16 protein-coding genes are annotated in these 14,286 nt (G+C 74.2%); 7 read left to right on the top strand and 9 right to left on the bottom strand.

Annotated elements, in window-relative coordinates; genetic code table 11:
- On the top strand, positions 1–413 hold a 413-nt coding region (locus ABD879_RS23775), incomplete at its 5' end, for a hypothetical protein (protein WP_345023791.1).
- A gap of 414 nt (positions 414–827) precedes the next feature.
- Positions 828–1,391 carry a DUF488 domain-containing protein gene (locus ABD879_RS23780; RefSeq protein ID WP_345023793.1) on the top strand — a complete coding sequence of 188 codons (564 nt, stop codon included), beginning with the start codon at positions 828–830 and terminating at the stop codon, positions 1,389–1,391.
- Positions 1,392–1,427: 36 nt separating this feature from the next.
- On the opposite strand, the gene ABD879_RS23785 is transcribed toward ABD879_RS23780, so the two are convergent.
- Both ABD879_RS23785 and ABD879_RS23790 read right to left on the bottom strand, forming a co-directional pair.
- On the bottom strand, positions 1,428–1,697 hold the full coding sequence (locus ABD879_RS23785; protein WP_345023795.1) for a hypothetical protein: 270 nt from the start codon (positions 1,695–1,697) through the stop codon (positions 1,428–1,430).
- Positions 1,698–1,985: 288 nt separating this feature from the next.
- A complete protein-coding gene (locus tag ABD879_RS23790) occupies positions 1,986–3,005 on the bottom strand; it encodes a cellulose binding domain-containing protein (protein WP_345023796.1) in 1,020 nt (339 codons plus the stop codon).
- 282 nt (positions 3,006–3,287) lie between these two features.
- Here ABD879_RS23790 and ABD879_RS23795 point away from each other — a divergent pair, with 282 nt between their 5' ends.
- Positions 3,288–5,573, top strand: coding sequence for an ATP-binding protein (locus ABD879_RS23795; protein WP_345023798.1), 2,286 nt, complete (start codon positions 3,288–3,290; stop codon positions 5,571–5,573).
- A 22-nt stretch (positions 5,574–5,595) separates the two neighbouring features.
- Here the strand turns inward: ABD879_RS23795 and ABD879_RS23800 are convergent, their stop codons facing one another.
- Together ABD879_RS23800 and ABD879_RS23805 are read right to left on the bottom strand one after the other, a co-directional pair.
- Complete coding sequence (locus tag ABD879_RS23800; protein WP_345023799.1) at positions 5,596–6,510, bottom strand: FAD:protein FMN transferase; 915 nt, start codon at positions 6,508–6,510, stop codon at positions 5,596–5,598.
- 98 nt (positions 6,511–6,608) lie between these two features.
- Positions 6,609–6,788, bottom strand: coding sequence for a DUF5999 family protein (locus tag ABD879_RS23805; protein WP_285494002.1), 180 nt, complete (start codon positions 6,786–6,788; stop codon positions 6,609–6,611).
- A gap of 266 nt (positions 6,789–7,054) precedes the next feature.
- Between ABD879_RS23805 and ABD879_RS23810 the strand changes: the two genes are divergently transcribed.
- Together ABD879_RS23810 and ABD879_RS23815 are read left to right on the top strand one after the other, a co-directional pair.
- On the top strand, positions 7,055–7,414 hold the full coding sequence (locus tag ABD879_RS23810; protein WP_345023800.1) for a TraR/DksA family transcriptional regulator: 360 nt from the start codon (positions 7,055–7,057) through the stop codon (positions 7,412–7,414).
- 16 nt (positions 7,415–7,430) lie between these two features.
- Positions 7,431–8,276, top strand: a complete 846-nt coding sequence (locus ABD879_RS23815) for a uroporphyrinogen-III synthase (RefSeq protein ID WP_345023801.1) — start codon at positions 7,431–7,433, stop codon at positions 8,274–8,276.
- Positions 8,277–8,407: 131 nt separating this feature from the next.
- Here the strand turns inward: ABD879_RS23815 and ABD879_RS23820 are convergent, their stop codons facing one another.
- Positions 8,408–8,854, bottom strand: coding sequence for a hypothetical protein (locus ABD879_RS23820; protein ID WP_345023803.1), 447 nt, complete (start codon positions 8,852–8,854; stop codon positions 8,408–8,410).
- Between the two features lie 452 nt (positions 8,855–9,306).
- On the opposite strand from ABD879_RS23820, the gene ABD879_RS23825 reads away from it, so the two are divergent.
- Both ABD879_RS23825 and ABD879_RS23830 read left to right on the top strand, forming a co-directional pair.
- Positions 9,307–10,308 (top strand): HAMP domain-containing sensor histidine kinase, encoded by a 1,002-nt coding sequence (locus ABD879_RS23825; protein ID WP_345023805.1) that lies wholly within the window; start codon positions 9,307–9,309, stop codon positions 10,306–10,308.
- Entirely contained in the window at positions 10,305–11,000 is a 696-nt protein-coding gene (locus ABD879_RS23830) for a response regulator (RefSeq protein WP_345023806.1), read from the top strand. The genes ABD879_RS23825 and ABD879_RS23830 overlap by 4 nt, the downstream gene beginning before the upstream one ends.
- 13 nt (positions 11,001–11,013) lie before the next feature.
- On the opposite strand, the gene ABD879_RS23835 is transcribed toward ABD879_RS23830, so the two are convergent.
- From ABD879_RS23835 to ABD879_RS23850, 4 genes are all read right to left on the bottom strand, one after another.
- Positions 11,014–11,946, bottom strand: coding sequence for a universal stress protein (locus ABD879_RS23835; RefSeq protein ID WP_345023807.1), 933 nt, complete (start codon positions 11,944–11,946; stop codon positions 11,014–11,016).
- A gap of 115 nt (positions 11,947–12,061) precedes the next feature.
- Positions 12,062–12,442 carry an STAS domain-containing protein gene (locus ABD879_RS23840; RefSeq protein ID WP_345023808.1) on the bottom strand — a complete coding sequence of 127 codons (381 nt, stop codon included), beginning with the start codon at positions 12,440–12,442 and terminating at the stop codon, positions 12,062–12,064.
- A complete protein-coding gene (locus tag ABD879_RS23845) occupies positions 12,432–12,821 on the bottom strand; it encodes a helix-turn-helix transcriptional regulator (protein WP_345023809.1) in 390 nt (129 codons plus the stop codon). Before ABD879_RS23845 ends, ABD879_RS23840 begins: the two co-directional genes overlap by 11 nt.
- 179 nt (positions 12,822–13,000) lie before the next feature.
- Entirely contained in the window at positions 13,001–14,206 is a 1,206-nt protein-coding gene (locus ABD879_RS23850) for a cytochrome P450 (protein ID WP_345023810.1), read from the bottom strand.
- Positions 14,207–14,286 lie beyond the last annotated feature (80 nt).

The following is a 14,286-nucleotide window of genomic DNA, read 5'->3' on the forward strand; positions in this document are numbered from 1 at the left end:
CCCACAGGCAGGTGATCGCGGGCAGGTCCAGGAAGATCACGTGGGTGGCGCGGCGGAGCCGGCTCGCCCGGTACCGGGCCGCGCTCGACGCCGGAGCCGATCCCGTCGAGGTCACCAAGTGGATCAACGAGGCCGAGCAGGAACGCGCTCAGCTCGAAGCCGAGCTACGCAGCCCCACGCGTTCGGAGCCGATCGGTGCCGAGAAGATCGCCGAACTCTTGGAGCGCGTCGGTGAACTGGCTCGGATGGCGGCCACCGCGGACCCGGACGGCAAGGCCGACCTCTACCGGGAGCTCGGCCTCCGGATGACCTTCCACCACGACAAGAAACTAGTGGAGGCCCGAGTCACCCCGGACCTCCACATGTACAAAGGGTTCGTGTCCGAGGTCCGTAGCGCACTCGCATGGAGATGACCGACTGCCGTGGCCGCTTCCTGCTGCGGTACTTCGGCGGGACCTGCGAGCGTCTCTGCGGGCACGGTGGCATCTGCCACCGGGCCGCGCCCACCGAGCCAGCTCTGCGGCGGATGCGCCTTCTACGGCGACGGCGCCGACGGCCGCACTCGCCGGGACCGACGGGAGAGACGGCGCGCTGAGAACGCCCCGCCTTCTCGATGGGGTGCGCTTCCGGCACCGGGATTGGAGGGCCGGAGTGATCGTCGCCGGTGGGCGCAGGGGCGGATCATCGTCCGCTTCGATGCGGGCGGCTGCAAGGAGCTGCTGGTCGAACCCGGCCTCGCCACGAATGATCTCCGGGCGGCGCGGTGTGGGCCGGGGGTTCGGCTGCTGGGTGCTCGTGGGTGTGTGTGGATCGGGTAGGACGGGAGGGTGGAGGCGCGGCGCGCACTGATCACCTTCGGGCACGGCACCGCGGGGCCGGACGAGATCACGAGTCTGCTCGGCGGTGCGGGCGTGAGGCTGCTCGTGGACATCCGCACCGCCCCCGGCAGTCGCCGCAACCCCCACGTGGCCCGCCGTGAACTGGAACGCCGACTGCCGGAACACCGCGTCGGATACCGCTGGGACAAGCGTCTCGGCGGGTTCCGGCGGCCGCCGCAGGACTCCCCCGACCTGGCGTGGCGGGAGGGGATGTTCCGCGGGTACGCCGCGCACATGCGCACCGAGGAGTTCTCGGCCGCCGTGGACGATCTGCTGGCCGACATGCGCACGGCGGACGAGGACGCCGGCGCGGTGGCGGTGATGTGCAGCGAGAGCGTCTGGTGGCGGTGCCATCGGCGGCTGCTCGCCGACTTCCTCGTGCTCGTCCGCGGCGTCCCCGTCGCCCACCTCATGCACGACGGGCGCCTGACCGGCCACACTCCGTTTCCCGCGGCCCGTGTGCGGCAGGACGGGCTGCTGGTGTACGACGCCGGTCAGGCCTCCCTTCTCTGACCCGCCACCAAATGCGGGCCGTGGCGTCCGGGGATTTCAGGTGGCATGGGCGGGTGCGTCCACGATCGCCGCGTCGTCTTCGAGGAATCGGCCGTCTTCGGATTTCGACGGCAGAACGCGCACGTTTCCGGTGGACGCCGTCCGCGGGTCGTCCCGGGGGGCGGCATCGCCGCCCGGCGAGGCCGTGCGCAGCGCCTCGCGGCCGCGCTCCCATAGCTCGACGTCGACGCCGCCGCCCATCTGGGACAGCCACGAGCCCACGGCCAGCAGCGCGAGCACCGACAGGGCGATCAGAACCGAGACCATCACAGCGTCCCCCCGTTCCCCGGCCGGAACGGCCGGCGAAAACGACCCGGATGAATCTGGCATCACCCTAGATACCACGACAAATCACTACTAATCGCCCGCTCGGTGCGTTCCTGCGGCCCTGAAATGCGGCGCGCCGTCGGCGGCGGCAAGAGCCTCGGCTGATCGTCAGGAATGGACCAAGGACGTATCACCGGGTCGAGGTGTGCATCGGTCTCTGGCAAACGCTCGGTCAGGGCGGCCGCGGGGCCCGGCGGTGCGGCCGTGCCGCGGCCGGTGCAACCGGCTCTAGGCGGGTTCGCAGGCGGCGGGGAGGGCGCCGGAGCCGGTCGCGGTGAAGCCGGCGGACGCGGTGCCGCCCGTGGGGACGGCGGCGTTCCACGAGGCGTTCGAGACGGTGACGGTGGTGCCGGAGCGGGTGAACGTGCCGTTCCAGGTGGAGGCGAGCTCCCAGGTGGCGGCGAGGTCGAAGCCGACGCGCCAGGAGGTCAGGGCGGGGCCGTCGTTGCCGATCGTGACGGTGCCCTGGAAGCCGCCCGGCCACTGGTTCGTGACCGTCAGGGTGCAGGTGACGTCGCCGGGCGGAGGGGTGGTCGGCGGGGTGACGGTGCCGAGGGCGGACACCAGGGCGGGGTACCAGCGGTCGGAGATCTTCTGGTTGCCGGAGTCGTTGGGGTGCACCCCGTCGTAGGTGTCGGTGTCGGTGCTGAACCCGGTCCACTGGTCGACGACCGTGATCGGGGACTCGGCGGTGGAGTGGGCGGCGGCCCAGTCCGGGATGGCCTGGTTGAGGGCGACGACGCGGTCGGCGCACTCGGCGCAGGTGGCCGGGTTCATCGGGATGATCCGGGCGACGAGGATCTTCATCGCGGGGTTGCTCGCCCGCATCTGGCCGACCAGCGTGGTGTAGGCGTCGAGGATCGTCGCGGTGGGGCGGTTGCTCCAGACGTCGTTGGTGCCGAAGTGCATGAGCACGATGTCGGGGCGGGTGGCCGCCAGCCAGCCCGGCAGCAGGTTCTGTGCGGCCACGTCGGTGACCAGCGCGCCGCCGTGCCCTTCGTTGTCGCCGTCATAGGGCACCGAGCAGCCCTGGGTGGGGAGGGTGCCGACGAAGTCGATGTCGGTGTGGCCGGTTTCCTGGAGGCGGTTCCACAGCAGCGCGCGCCAGCAGCCCGGGGACCCGGTGATCGAGTCGCCGAGCGGCATGATCCGCACGGCGGCGGCCGCCCGGGAGGGGGCCGCGGGCAGTGCCGCCAGCAGCGCCAGCAGCGTCACGCCGGTCGCGAGCAGGGCAAGGAACCTGGTCATGACGGCCTCCAGGGCTGGGAGCGCTCCCATAATGAGGAGCGGTCGCGGTGCCGTCAACGAACCGCCCCCGCGGCCGCCCTTCTTTCATGGCTCGATCAACGTTCAAGACTGAACCATCAGTGCGTTCTCCCTGGTCGTGCACATGCAAGTGGCAATGCACGGACATAGGGTGTCGGTAACCGGAGCGGTCCGACGCATCCTGATCAACCGGGGTGGGGGATGGTTGCAGCGACGTCGGGCACCTCGACGCGGCGGCGGCACAGGTCCGGGCTTCCGGCCGAGGTGACGAGCTTTGTCGGGCGCCGGCAGGAGGTCGCCGAGATCAGGCGCCTGCTGACGGCATCGCGGCTGGTCACCTTGACGGGGGCCGGGGGCGTGGGCAAGACGCGGCTGGCCGTGCGGGTCGCGGCGACGCTGGAGCGCGCCTTCGCCGACGGGGTGCGGCTGGTGGAACTGGCCGGCGTGGAGAAGTCCGAACTGCTGGTGCCGACCGTCGTCCAGGCCCTGGGCATCCGCGACCGGTCCACCCGCCCGCCGCTGGAGGTGCTCGCCGGGCACCTGGCGGACCGGCGGATGCTGCTGATCCTGGACAACTGCGAGCACCTGCTGCGGGACTGCGCGAACGTGGCCAAGGCGCTGCTGCGGGCGGCGCCCGAGCTGCGGATCCTGGCCACCAGCCGGCACGTGCTGGGGCTGGTCAGCGAGCAGATCTTCCCCGTGCGGCCGCTGTCGCTGCCGGACGCCGGGCCGGACGCAAGCGGGCCGTCGGAGGCGGTGCAGCTGTTCACCGAGCGGGCCCAGGCCGTGCTGCCGGGGTTCGCCGTCACCGACGGCAACCGGGAGGCGGTGGAGCAGATCTGCCGGCGCCTGGACGGCCTGCCGCTGGGCATCGAACTGGCGGCGGTGCGGCTGCGGGCGCTGTCGGTCCACCAGGTGCTGGAACGGCTGGACGACCGGTTCCGGCTGCTCACCGCGGGGTCGCCGGCGGCGCTGCCCCGCCATCGGACGCTGCGCGCACTGATCGACTGGAGCTACGCGCTGTGCGGCGAGCAGGAGCGCACGCTGTGGGCGCGGCTGTCGGTCTTCAGCGGCGGCCTGGACCTGGAGGCGGCCGAGGCGGTGTGCGCCGGCGGCGGGATCGCCGCCGAGGACGTCGTCGACCTGGTCGTCGGCCTGGTGGAGAAGTCGATCCTGATCGCCGAGGAGCATCCGGGCACGGTCCGGTACCGGATGCTGGAGACGCTCCGGCAGTACGGCCGCGAGCGCCTGGCCCGGTCCGCGGAGGCCGAGCGGGTCGCGCGGCGGCACCGCGACCACTACCGGAACCTGGCGGCCGAGGCGCGCGTCCGCCTGTTCGGTCCCGGCCAGGTCCTGCTGCTCACCCGGCTGCAGCTCGAGCACGCCAACCTGCGCACCGCCCTTGAGTACTGCCTCACCCGCCCGGGCGAGGCCGGCGTCGGCCTGGGCATGGCCGCCGACCTGCTCTACCACTGGATCACCAGCTACTACCTGGCCGAGGGGCGCCGCTGGCTGGACCGGGCGCTGGCCGCCGACACCGCGCCGACCGAGGTGCGGGCGCGGGCGCTGTGGGCCGACGGCTGGCTGGCCGTCATCCAGGCCGACCCGGATGCGGCCGAGGCGATGCTGCGGGAGAGCCGGGCGATCGGCGAGGAGCAGGGGTCGGAGTCGGTGCTCGGCTACGTCGCGATCTTCTCCGGGATGATCGCCATGTGCCGCTGGGACCCCAAGACGGCGATCGCCCGGTACGAGGAGGCGCTGGCCCGGCACGGCGCCACCGGCGACCCGGTGGGCCTGTCCCTGGCGCTCGTCCGGCTCTCGCTCGCCTACTCGTTCCTGGGCGACTCGGCGCGCGCCGTCGCCATCGGCGAGGAGGGGCTGGCGGTGTGCGAGAGGTACGGCGAGGGGTGGCACCGGGCGTACACGCTGATGGCGCTGGGGGTCGATGTGTGGCGCCAGGGCGACACCCGCCGGGCCGCCGCGATGGAGCAGGAGAGCCTGCGGTTCAACCGTTCGCTCGACGATCCGCTCGGCATCGGGGTGAACCTGGAGGTGCTGGCCTGGATCGCGGCCGCCGAGGGGCGGTACCAGCGGGCGGCCCGGCTGCTGGGCATCGTGGCGAAGGTGTGGAAGGCGGTCGGCGCCCCGCTGTCGGGTTACGGGCATCTGGTGCACTTCCACGACGAGTGCGAGGCCGCCGTCCGCCGGGCCCTCGGCGCGCAGGCGTTCCGGGCGGCCGTCCGGCAGGGCGCTGATCTCGCGTCCGAGGCGGCGCTCGCCTACGCGCTGGAGGAGCGGCCCCCGGCCGGCGCGGCGCGCGACGCGGCGGGGGCCTCGCCGCTGACGCCCCGCGAGACGGAGATCGCCGGGCTTATCGCCCAGGGGATGAGCAACAAGGACATCGCGGCCGCCCTGGTGATCGCGCAGCGCACCGTCGAGGGGCACATCGAGCACATCATGGACAAGCTCGGGTTCCATTCCCGTGCCCGGATCGCCGCGTGGGTCGAGGACCGGTCCCACGCGTCCGGCGAGGAGACGCCGCCCGGGTAAGGGCCGGGGCGGCGCGCGGGGCCTACACCGGGAAGGGGGCGGCGGGCCAGTTCCCGACCGTCAGGACCCAGCCGTCCTCGTGAACCAGCCGCGCCCCCAGCCCCATGGACTGCAGCCATTCGACGGCCTCATGCCCGTAGGCGAGGGCGGCGGTGCAGGCCGTGCCGGCGTCGACGCAGCTGTCGGCCACGACCGAGGCCGTGCGCCACGGCCCGTGCGGCTGCCTGCCCACCAGGCGGTCGACGAGGCGCGCGACGCCCAGGCCGCCGGACGCGGGGCGCTCCGGGGCCGGCGGAGCGCAGGTGGCCAGCCCGCACGGCGCCCGCAGCAGGACGCCCTGGCCGAGCGGGTCGCCGCCGCGCCACGCCTCGCGGGGATCTTCGGCGACCCGGATCCGCCAGCCCCCGCCGGGAGGCGGCCCCGCCACCGCGGCCCTGCGGCCGAGCGAGAAGAGCACTCCGCACCCCGCCTCGCCGGCGGCGAGCTCGGCGGCCCGGTCGACGGCGAAGGGCTTGGCCGTGGGCCACAGGTCGAGGGTCGCCCCGGCGGGCAGCCGCACCGACCCGGGCGGCTCGTCGATCACGATCGAGCGCCAGGCGCCCCTGGGGGCGTGGACGAGTGGGTCGGCCCGGCCCCCGGTCACCTCGGCCGCGTGCAGGGCCGTCCACAGCAGCGCGTGGAACGTGGCGCCGACCTGGACCGGCCGGCCGGCCGCCGCGTGCACCCGTGCCAGGTCGCTGCCGCCGCGGTAGGCGTCGCAGGCGGCGTCGATGTCGGCGATCACATGGTCGACGGCCTCGCGGGCGAGGCCGAGGCGGTCCGGCTCGGTCACCGTCACCGTCGCCGTCGCCCCCCACAGCGGGAAGCTCCGCGACGCCGGCGCGGGCGCGCCGGCGTCGCGGAGCCGCGGGTGTTCCTGCTGGTTCAGCGGGTTCACGATGTTCTCCTCGGGTCTCGGAACGCGTCCCGCGGAGCGCCGGAGCGCGCACGCGGCAGCGCGTTCGGACGCGCGGCCGGCCGCCGCAGGGCCTGGTCTCAGCCCACGGGTACGGCGTCGGCCGCCTGGCCGGTGGGCGTCAGCTCACCGCCGTCGTCGAAGATCAGAACTCCGTTGCAGAGCAGACCCCACCCCTGTTCCGGGTGGTAGGCGACGAGGCGGGCCGTGTGGCGGTCCGGGGCGGTCGCGGCGGGGCAGGGCGGCTTGTGCTGGCACATTTCAGAGCCCCTCGGTGCACGGAGAGGATGCGGTGCGTCTCGGTTGAGCACGAGCATGCCCCCGGGCACCGCCTCGGGGGACGGGGGAAAACCCCCATGTCACTACCCATCCCCCGGGATGTCGGCCGTCCCCCGCCTCTACAGGGTGTTCCCGGTGGAAATGGGGGTCAGGCCCGATGGTCCGGCGGACGCCGAGGACGCATGGTGGATGCCAGGCCATCACGGGATGGCCCCTTGCTTTTTCTGCAGGAAAGGGACGATGTCGGATGACCACGAACGTGGGGGACGCTTCTTCCGGGACGCACGCGCTGAACGACGCGGCGGCGCGGGAGGTCCGGCAGCGCCTGGAGGAGGAGCGGCGCACGCGCGCCGCACAGCTGACCGCGCTGGAGCAGGCGGTCGAGCGGTCTCCGCTGGAGCAGGTGGAGGCGTCCGACTACACCCGCCTGGAGAACCTGCGGCAGAGCCTGGTGGAGATCGACGACGCGCTGCGGCGGCTGCGGGAGGGCGCCTACGGCAGGTGCGAGGGCTGCGGGCAGGCGATCCCGGCCGGTCGGCTGGAGATCCTGCCGTACGCGCGGTTCTGCGTGCGGTGCCAGGGACGCGGCGCCCGCGGCGACCGCTGAGACGGAGGCGAGCGCAATGCAGCCGGTGTCGGGGGCGCCGCCGTGCGGCCGGTTGGACGGCTGGCACGTGCTGGTGCCCCGCGCCGCCCATCAGGCCGGTGAGCTGTCGCGGTGGCTGCGCCGGTACGGGGCGGTCCCCTGGGAGGTCGCGATGATCGACGTGGAGCCGCCGCGGTGCCTGGCGCCGCTGGACCGCGCGCTCGCGCGGTTGCGGGAGGGCGGCTACGCCTGGGTGGTGTTCACGTCCGCCAACGCCGTGCGGGCGGTCGGGGAACGGCTGGCCGCCCGCGGCCTGGACGGGCGGGCGCTGAACACCGCGCGGGTGGCCGCGGTCGGCGACCGCACGGCGGCGGAACTGGTGCGGCTGGGCGCGCGGGTCGATCTCGTCCCCGGCGGCGAGCAGTCCGCCGAGGGGCTGCTGGCCTGCGAGGCGCTGCGGCCCGCGCCGGGCGCGCCGGGGCGGGTGCTGCTGCCGCGCTCCGACATCGCCCGCGACACCCTGGCGGCGGGCCTGTCCGAGCGGGGATGGCGGTGCGACGCGGTCGTCGCCTACCGCACGGTGGCGGCCGCCCCGCCGCCCGCCGACGTGGTGACCGCGGTCGCGGACGGCCGGTTCGACGCGGTCGCGTTCACATCGTCGTCGACGGTGCGCAACCTGCTCGCGCTCGCCGCGGCGCCGCCGCCGTCGACGGTGGTCGCGGCGATCGGGCGGCAGACCGCCGAGACGGCGCGCGAGCACGGGCTGCGCGTCCACGCGATCGCCCGGCGGCCCTCGGCCGGCGGTCTGGCCGCCGCGCTGGCCGGATACGCGGCCTCCAGCGGGCACGTCCCGCCTGTGCGCGACGCCCCCTTCCCCATGTAGAGCCGGATCCCCCGATTCGCCTCCCGGGGGATCCCCGAATGCCGCCGGGCCCGGGCGAACCCGCGAGAACACCGCGCGAATCCGGGTTCGTTGGAGCCACCCGGGCCCGGCGGCCTCCCGGCGGACGGACCTTACAGGATCCGGATGGCGGTGCTTCCGGCGACGGTGACCCGGATCTCGTCGAACCGTCCGGCCTGCTCGGCCAGCCAGACGCAGTCGGCCAGGGTCGTCGGGCGGACCTTGTGCACGCGGGCGGGACGCCACGGCCGGTGCCGCAGGAAGGCCGGCTCCACCGGTTCGCCGTACAGCGCCCCGTAGGCCAGGGTGACCGTGCCGATCGCCGACGGGCCGAACGGGCGGGCGAGCCGGACCAGGTGGGCGCCGAGCAGCAGCTGCCCGCTCCCGGCCGACGGGAGCAGCGGGTAGGTCAGGGGCGAGCCGCCGCCCGGGTCCACCACCAGGCGGGACGGCCGCCCGTCGTACTGGTGGACGCGCGCGGTCCAGCCGGTGAGCGGCAACGTCACCCGGCCGAGGAGATCACGGTTCATCAGATCGCAGTTCGTCAGGCCGCGGGTCATCGGTTCACTCCGTCGTGATCGACCGTGGGTCGGCGGCTCGCGCGGCGCCGGCTCGCCGTACCTCCGGCGCCCGCCGGGGCGCCCGTGGCGATCGGCTCCCCCGTTTCCGCTCTACCATGGGCGACCATCGCGCCGGGCGCCATCGGGGCCGCCACCCATTCGCCGCGTGCGGGTCCTGTATTCGCAGGTCACAGGGTATGGACGGCGGTCTGGGGCATGGGTGCCGCCCCGTATCGCCCCGTCGGGGCGGCGGGCGGCAGGATGGAGCGGCGGGAGCGCTGGGCGGACGGATCCGGCCCCCGGTCGGGGCGCCCTACCGTGGTATCAGCGTTCACGCCGTGAACGCGAGGCTTCTCGCAGACGCGTCCGCCGCGGGACGAGGCAGGGAACGCGAGAGGATGGGACACGAACGGTTCGTCAGTGGGGCCGACCGGGCAGACGACAGGGGGGACGTGCGGTCAGTGCGGCTGTTCTGGCGGGTGTTCTGGCTCAACGCGCTGGTGGGGGCGTTCGCCACCGTCCTGTTGATGATCGGGCCATGGACGGTGTCGGTGCCCATCCGGCTGACCGAGGCGATGGTGCTGCTGGCGGGGCTGGCGTCGATGCTGCTCGCCAACGCGCTGCTGCTGCGCTGGGGGCTGGCGCCCCTGGACCGGCTGGCCCGCCTGATGACCACCGTCGACCTGCTGCGTCCCGGCCAGCGGCTGCCGGTCACCGGCAGCCGCGAGATCGCCACGCTGATCGACACCTTCAACCAGATGCTGCAGCGCCTGGAGACCGAACGCGGCACCAGCAGCGCCCGCGCCCTGTCGGCGCAGGAGGACGAGCGGCGCCGCATCGCCCGGGAGCTGCACGACGAGATCGGCCAGAGCCTGACCGCCCTGCTGCTGGACCTCAAGCGGCTCACCGACCGGGCCCCCGAGCCGCTGCGCGAGGAGCTGCGCCAGGCCCAGGAGACCACCCGGCAGAGTCTGGACGAGGTGCGCCGCATCGCCCGCAGGCTGCGGCCCGACGTGCTGGAGGACCTGGGGCTGGCCAGCGCGCTGACCGCGCTGGCCGCCCAGTTCGACACCCACACCACCCTGCGTGTGCGGCGGACCCTGCACCCGGCCCTGCCGCCCCTCGGCCCGCAGGTCGAGCTGGTGCTGTACCGGATCGCCCAGGAGGCCCTGACCAATGCCGCCCGCCACTCGGGCGCCGCGCAGGTCGAGCTCAGCCTGGCCCCTGCCGACGGGGGTGTGCTGCTGTGCGTCGACGACGACGGCAAGGGGATCGGCGATGCCGTCGAAGGCGCCGGGATCCGGGGCATGCGGGAACGCGCGCTGCTGGTCGGCGGCACCCTCAACCTGCAGAACCGGCCCGAGGGCGGCACCCGCGTCACTCTGTACGTGCCCGGCGGCGCCACCGGCCGGTGCCGCCCCGGCACCCGAGAATCCGGCGAGGACATGCCATGACCGCCAGCCCGAACCCGCCCGTGCACGACGTCCCGAAGACCCGCATCCTGCTGGCCGACGACCACGCCCTGGTGCGCCGCGGCGTCCGGCTCATCCTCGACGGCGAACCGGACCTGGAGGTGGTCGCCGAGGCCGGGGACGGCGCCGAGGCGGTCGCGCTGCTTCAGGGCACCGCCGGGCAGCGGGTCGAGGCGGACCTGGCCATCCTGGACGTGGCGATGCCGCGGATGACCGGCCTGCAGGCCGCCCGGGAGCTGTCGCGCCGCCGGCCCGGCCTGCGCATCCTGATCCTCACCATGCACGACAACGAGCAGTACCTGTTCGAGGCGCTGAAGGCGGGAGCCGCCGGGTACGTGCTCAAGTCGCTGGCCGACCGCGACCTGATCGCGGCATGCCGGGCGGCGATGCGCGGCGAGCCGTTCCTGTATCCGGGGGCGGTCAGCACTCTGATCCGCACCTACCTCGAGCACGCCGGCACCGGGCAGGTACCGGACACCGTGCTGTCCCCGCGCGAGGAGGAGATCCTCAAGCTGGTCGCCGAGGGGCATTCGTCCAAGGAGATCGCCGACACCCTGGTCATCAGCGTCAAGACCGTCGAGCGGCACCGCGCGAACATCTTGGCCAAGCTCGGCATGAAGGACCGCCTGGAACTGGTGCGCTACGCCATCCGCACCGGCCTCATCGAACCCTGACCCGCCGGGCGTTTCACCGGGCCGGTGCGGGCACGACCGCCACGGGGCACGGCGCCTGCTGCAGCACGGCCTGGGTGACGGGGCCGAGCAGGGTCTGCGGGGTCGATCCGATCCCGCGGTCGCCGACGGCCAGCAGCGCAGCGCCGTCTGCGGCGTCGAGCAGGGCGTGCCGCGGTTTCTCGACGACGAACCTGGTCTCGACCGGCACCTTGGGGTACTCGGCGCGCCACGGGGCGACGGCCTGGTCGAACCGCACGATCGCCTCGTGCCGCAGCTTGTCGGGCCGGACGAAGGGGGCCCGGTCCGGGCCGGGCAGCGCGGAGGGGTCCCACCAGCTGCACACCGCCAGCAGGGACGCGCCGCGCAGCGCGGCCTCCGCGAAGGCGAATCCGAGTGCCGCCTCGCTGGCCGGCGAGCCGTCCACCCCGACGACGATGGGGGCGCCGTCCCGGCGGTCGTGCGCCGTGTCCGCGCCCACGACGACGACCGGACGGTCGGCGCGGGAGGCGACCTGCACCGCGGTGGACCCGACCGTGAGCCCCTCGAACCCGCCGTGGCCGCGCAGGCCGAGCACGACCAGCTCGGCGTCGCGGGACGCCTGCAGCAGCACCGCCGCGGCCCAGCCCCGCTCCAGGCACCAGCGGACCTCGACGTCCCCGCCTCGCTGACCGGCGAGGGCGCGCGCCCTGCGCACGCCTTCGCCCGTCAGCAGGGCGTGGGCCTTGCGGACGCCCTCGTCGGCCACGATCGCGCCCGCGCCGCGCAGGATCTCCAGGGTCTCCTCGTCCGGCCGGCGCATCGGGTAGGGCCAGTGCCAGGCGTGGCAGACGGTGACGGGGAGGCCGCGGAGCCGGGCCTCCTCCACTCCCCAGCGCAACGCGACCTCGGCGGCCGGGGATCCGTCGTATCCGACCAGAACGGGGCGTCCAGCGCCGTCCTCGCTCATGGGCCACCTCCCCCGCGGCGGGCTCGTCTCCAGTCTCGCCGAACCGGATTCGCCCAGGTAGGGGCCGGAGGCCCCGAGGCCGGGGACCTTCGGCCCGCCGCGGGTTCGGCCGGGTTCAGGAGGCGCTGGGCACGCCGGCGCCGGTCTCCAGCCAGTGCGGGGCGGTCCGGAGGCCGGGCCGGCGGCAGAAGGCCCGGTCGAGGCCGGTGACGGAGAAGACCCGCTCGACGCGGCCGGGCATGCCGACGATGACCATGGTGACGCCGCGGGCGTCGGCGCGGCGGCGGGCGCGGGCGAAGACGGCGAGGCCGCTGGAGTCGCAGAAGGTCACGCCGCTCATGTCCGCGATCACCGCCAGGCCGGTCGGGTCGATCGCGCGGGCGAGGTGCTCGTCCAGCGCCGGGTGGGTGTGGAAGTCGATGGACCCGGCGGGCACCACGAGGGAGTAGCCGCCCTGCTCGGTGATTTCGACGGTCAGTTCGGGATCAGTGCTCATCGGGGGTCGCCTGTTCTCGCGCCGGGGAGGAGGGGGCGGGGCGGGCGGACCGGGCGCCGCCGTGACCGCCGAGTGTCTCATCGTGGCCGGTGAACAGGGTGATGAGCGCGTTGATGTGGTGGTCGCCCTCGGCCGGGTGGCGGAAGGGCCGGTCGGGGTTGATCGTGTAGGTGTTGCGGCGGCCCACCCGGGCGCGGGTCAGGTAGCCGGCCTCTTCGAGGTCGTTGATGATCAGCTGGGTGGCGCGTTCGGTGATGCCGATGCCCGCCGCGATGTCGCGGATGCGGGCCTGCGGGTTGCGCGCGATGTGGATCAGCACGCGGGCGTGGTCGGTGAGGAAGGTCCTGTTCCTGCCGCCGAGCGCGTCGGTGGCGCCCACGTGATCACCCCGGGTCGGGAAGCGGGTTCGCGGATGTCGTAGGAAGCATATTTCAGGTAAAGAAGTGCTCCCTAGGGCAGCCGCCGGCCGCCGGGTGACGCCACGATGGGCGACCGCCGATGTCACCGGGCATCCGGGCACGTCACCGCCTGCGCGGCGCGCGGCCCGGCAGGGTGGGGTTACGGGGCGTCCCAGGTGATGGGGAAGCGTTCGGGGGCCCGGGTCGCCATGCCGGTCTTCCAGACGATGTCCTGCTCGGACCCGGCGAAGCGCAGGCCCGGCAGGCGCTCCAGCAGCGTGCGCAGGGCGACCTGCAGCTCCATGCGGGCCAGCGGCGCGCCCAGGCAGTGGTGCGGGCCGTGCCCGAAACCGACGTGGGGCGCCTCCTGGCGCCGCAGGTCGAGCCGGTCGGGATCGCTGTAGACGGTCTCGTCCCGGTTGGCCGAGGGCAGGGCGACCACCACGGGTTCGCCCGCCCGGACGGTCACGCCGCCCAGTTCGACGTCTTCGAGCGCGTACCGGGCGCCGCCCCCGGCCAGGCCGAGGGGGACGTAGCGCATCAGCTCCTCGACCGCGCGCGGCACCAGGCCGAGGTCCGCGCGCAGCATCGCCAGCTGCTCGGGGTGGGTGAGCAGCACGTAGACGAAGTTGGGGATCTGCGAGGCGGTCGTCTCGTGACCGGCGACGAGGATGCCCTCGGCCAGCGCCAGCATCTCGTCCTCCGACAGCCGGTCCTCCTGGTCGCGGGCCACGACGAGCGCGCCGAGCAGGTCGTCCCTCGGCTCCCGGCGGCGTTCGGCGATCAGCCCGGCCATGTACTCGCGCAGCCGCGCCACGTGCTCGGCCACCTGCTCGGGGGTGAACCGGGTGGTGGACAGGAAGGCGTCCGACCAGACGCGGAAGCGGGCCCGGTCCTCGACGGGGACGCCGAGCAGCTCGCAGATCACGGTGATCGGCAGCGGCAGCGCGAAGTCCTCGACCAGCTCGGCCGGGGCGCCCTTGGCGATCATCCGGTCGACCAGTTCGCCGGCGATCTGTTCGGCGCGCGGCCGCAGCCGCTCCACGCGCCGGACGGTGAACGCCCTGGTGACCAGCCTGCGCAGCCTGCTGTGCTCGGGCGGGTCGAGGCTCATGATGCTGCCGGACGGGCCGCGGTAGCCGCGGGAGCGCGGCTCGTCGCGGGACACGGCGGCGGCGCGGCTGAACCGGGGGTCGCTGAGCACGAACTTGACGTCCTCGTAGCGGGTGGCCAGCCAGGCGGGCTCGCCGTAGGGCAGCTGCACTCTGCACACCGGCCGGTCGCGGCGCAGTTCGGCGAACAGCGGCTCCATGTCGAGCCGCTCGGGCTCGCTGAACGGGAAGGCCCTGGTCTCCGTCGCGGTCATGACGACCTCCTCACTCGCCCTCACTCGCCGGGCTGAGCCGGCGCCGCGTCCGGCACGCGGTCGCGGGCCGGGTTCCGCCG

The sequence above is a fragment of the Actinomadura keratinilytica genome, from assembly GCF_039539665.1.
In the GTDB taxonomy this organism is placed as follows: domain Bacteria; phylum Actinomycetota; class Actinomycetes; order Streptosporangiales; family Streptosporangiaceae; genus Spirillospora; species Spirillospora keratinilytica.

What these genes read in the sequence shown, in the direction of transcription:
- ABD879_RS23785 (WP_345023795.1), bottom strand. Translation starts at nt 1,697, where the DNA reads ATGGTCTCGGTTCTGATCGCCCTGTCGGTGCTCGCGCTGCTGGCCGTG.
- ABD879_RS23790 (WP_345023796.1), bottom strand. Translation starts at nt 3,005, where the DNA reads ATGACCAGGTTCCTTGCCCTGCTCGCGACCGGCGTGACGCTGCTGGCG.
- ABD879_RS23805 (WP_285494002.1), bottom strand. Translation starts at nt 6,788, where the DNA reads ATGTGCCAGCACAAGCCGCCCTGCCCCGCCGCGACCGCCCCGGACCGC.
- ABD879_RS23810 (WP_345023800.1), top strand. Translation starts at nt 7,055, where the DNA reads ATGACCACGAACGTGGGGGACGCTTCTTCCGGGACGCACGCGCTGAAC.
- ABD879_RS23815 (WP_345023801.1), top strand. Translation starts at nt 7,431, where the DNA reads ATGCAGCCGGTGTCGGGGGCGCCGCCGTGCGGCCGGTTGGACGGCTGG.
- ABD879_RS23820 (WP_345023803.1), bottom strand. Translation starts at nt 8,854, where the DNA reads ATGACCCGCGGCCTGACGAACTGCGATCTGATGAACCGTGATCTCCTC.
- ABD879_RS23830 (WP_345023806.1), top strand. Translation starts at nt 10,305, where the DNA reads ATGACCGCCAGCCCGAACCCGCCCGTGCACGACGTCCCGAAGACCCGC.
- ABD879_RS23835 (WP_345023807.1), bottom strand. Translation starts at nt 11,946, where the DNA reads ATGAGCGAGGACGGCGCTGGACGCCCCGTTCTGGTCGGATACGACGGA.
- ABD879_RS23840 (WP_345023808.1), bottom strand. Translation starts at nt 12,442, where the DNA reads ATGAGCACTGATCCCGAACTGACCGTCGAAATCACCGAGCAGGGCGGC.
- ABD879_RS23850 (WP_345023810.1), bottom strand. Translation starts at nt 14,206, where the DNA reads ATGACCGCGACGGAGACCAGGGCCTTCCCGTTCAGCGAGCCCGAGCGG.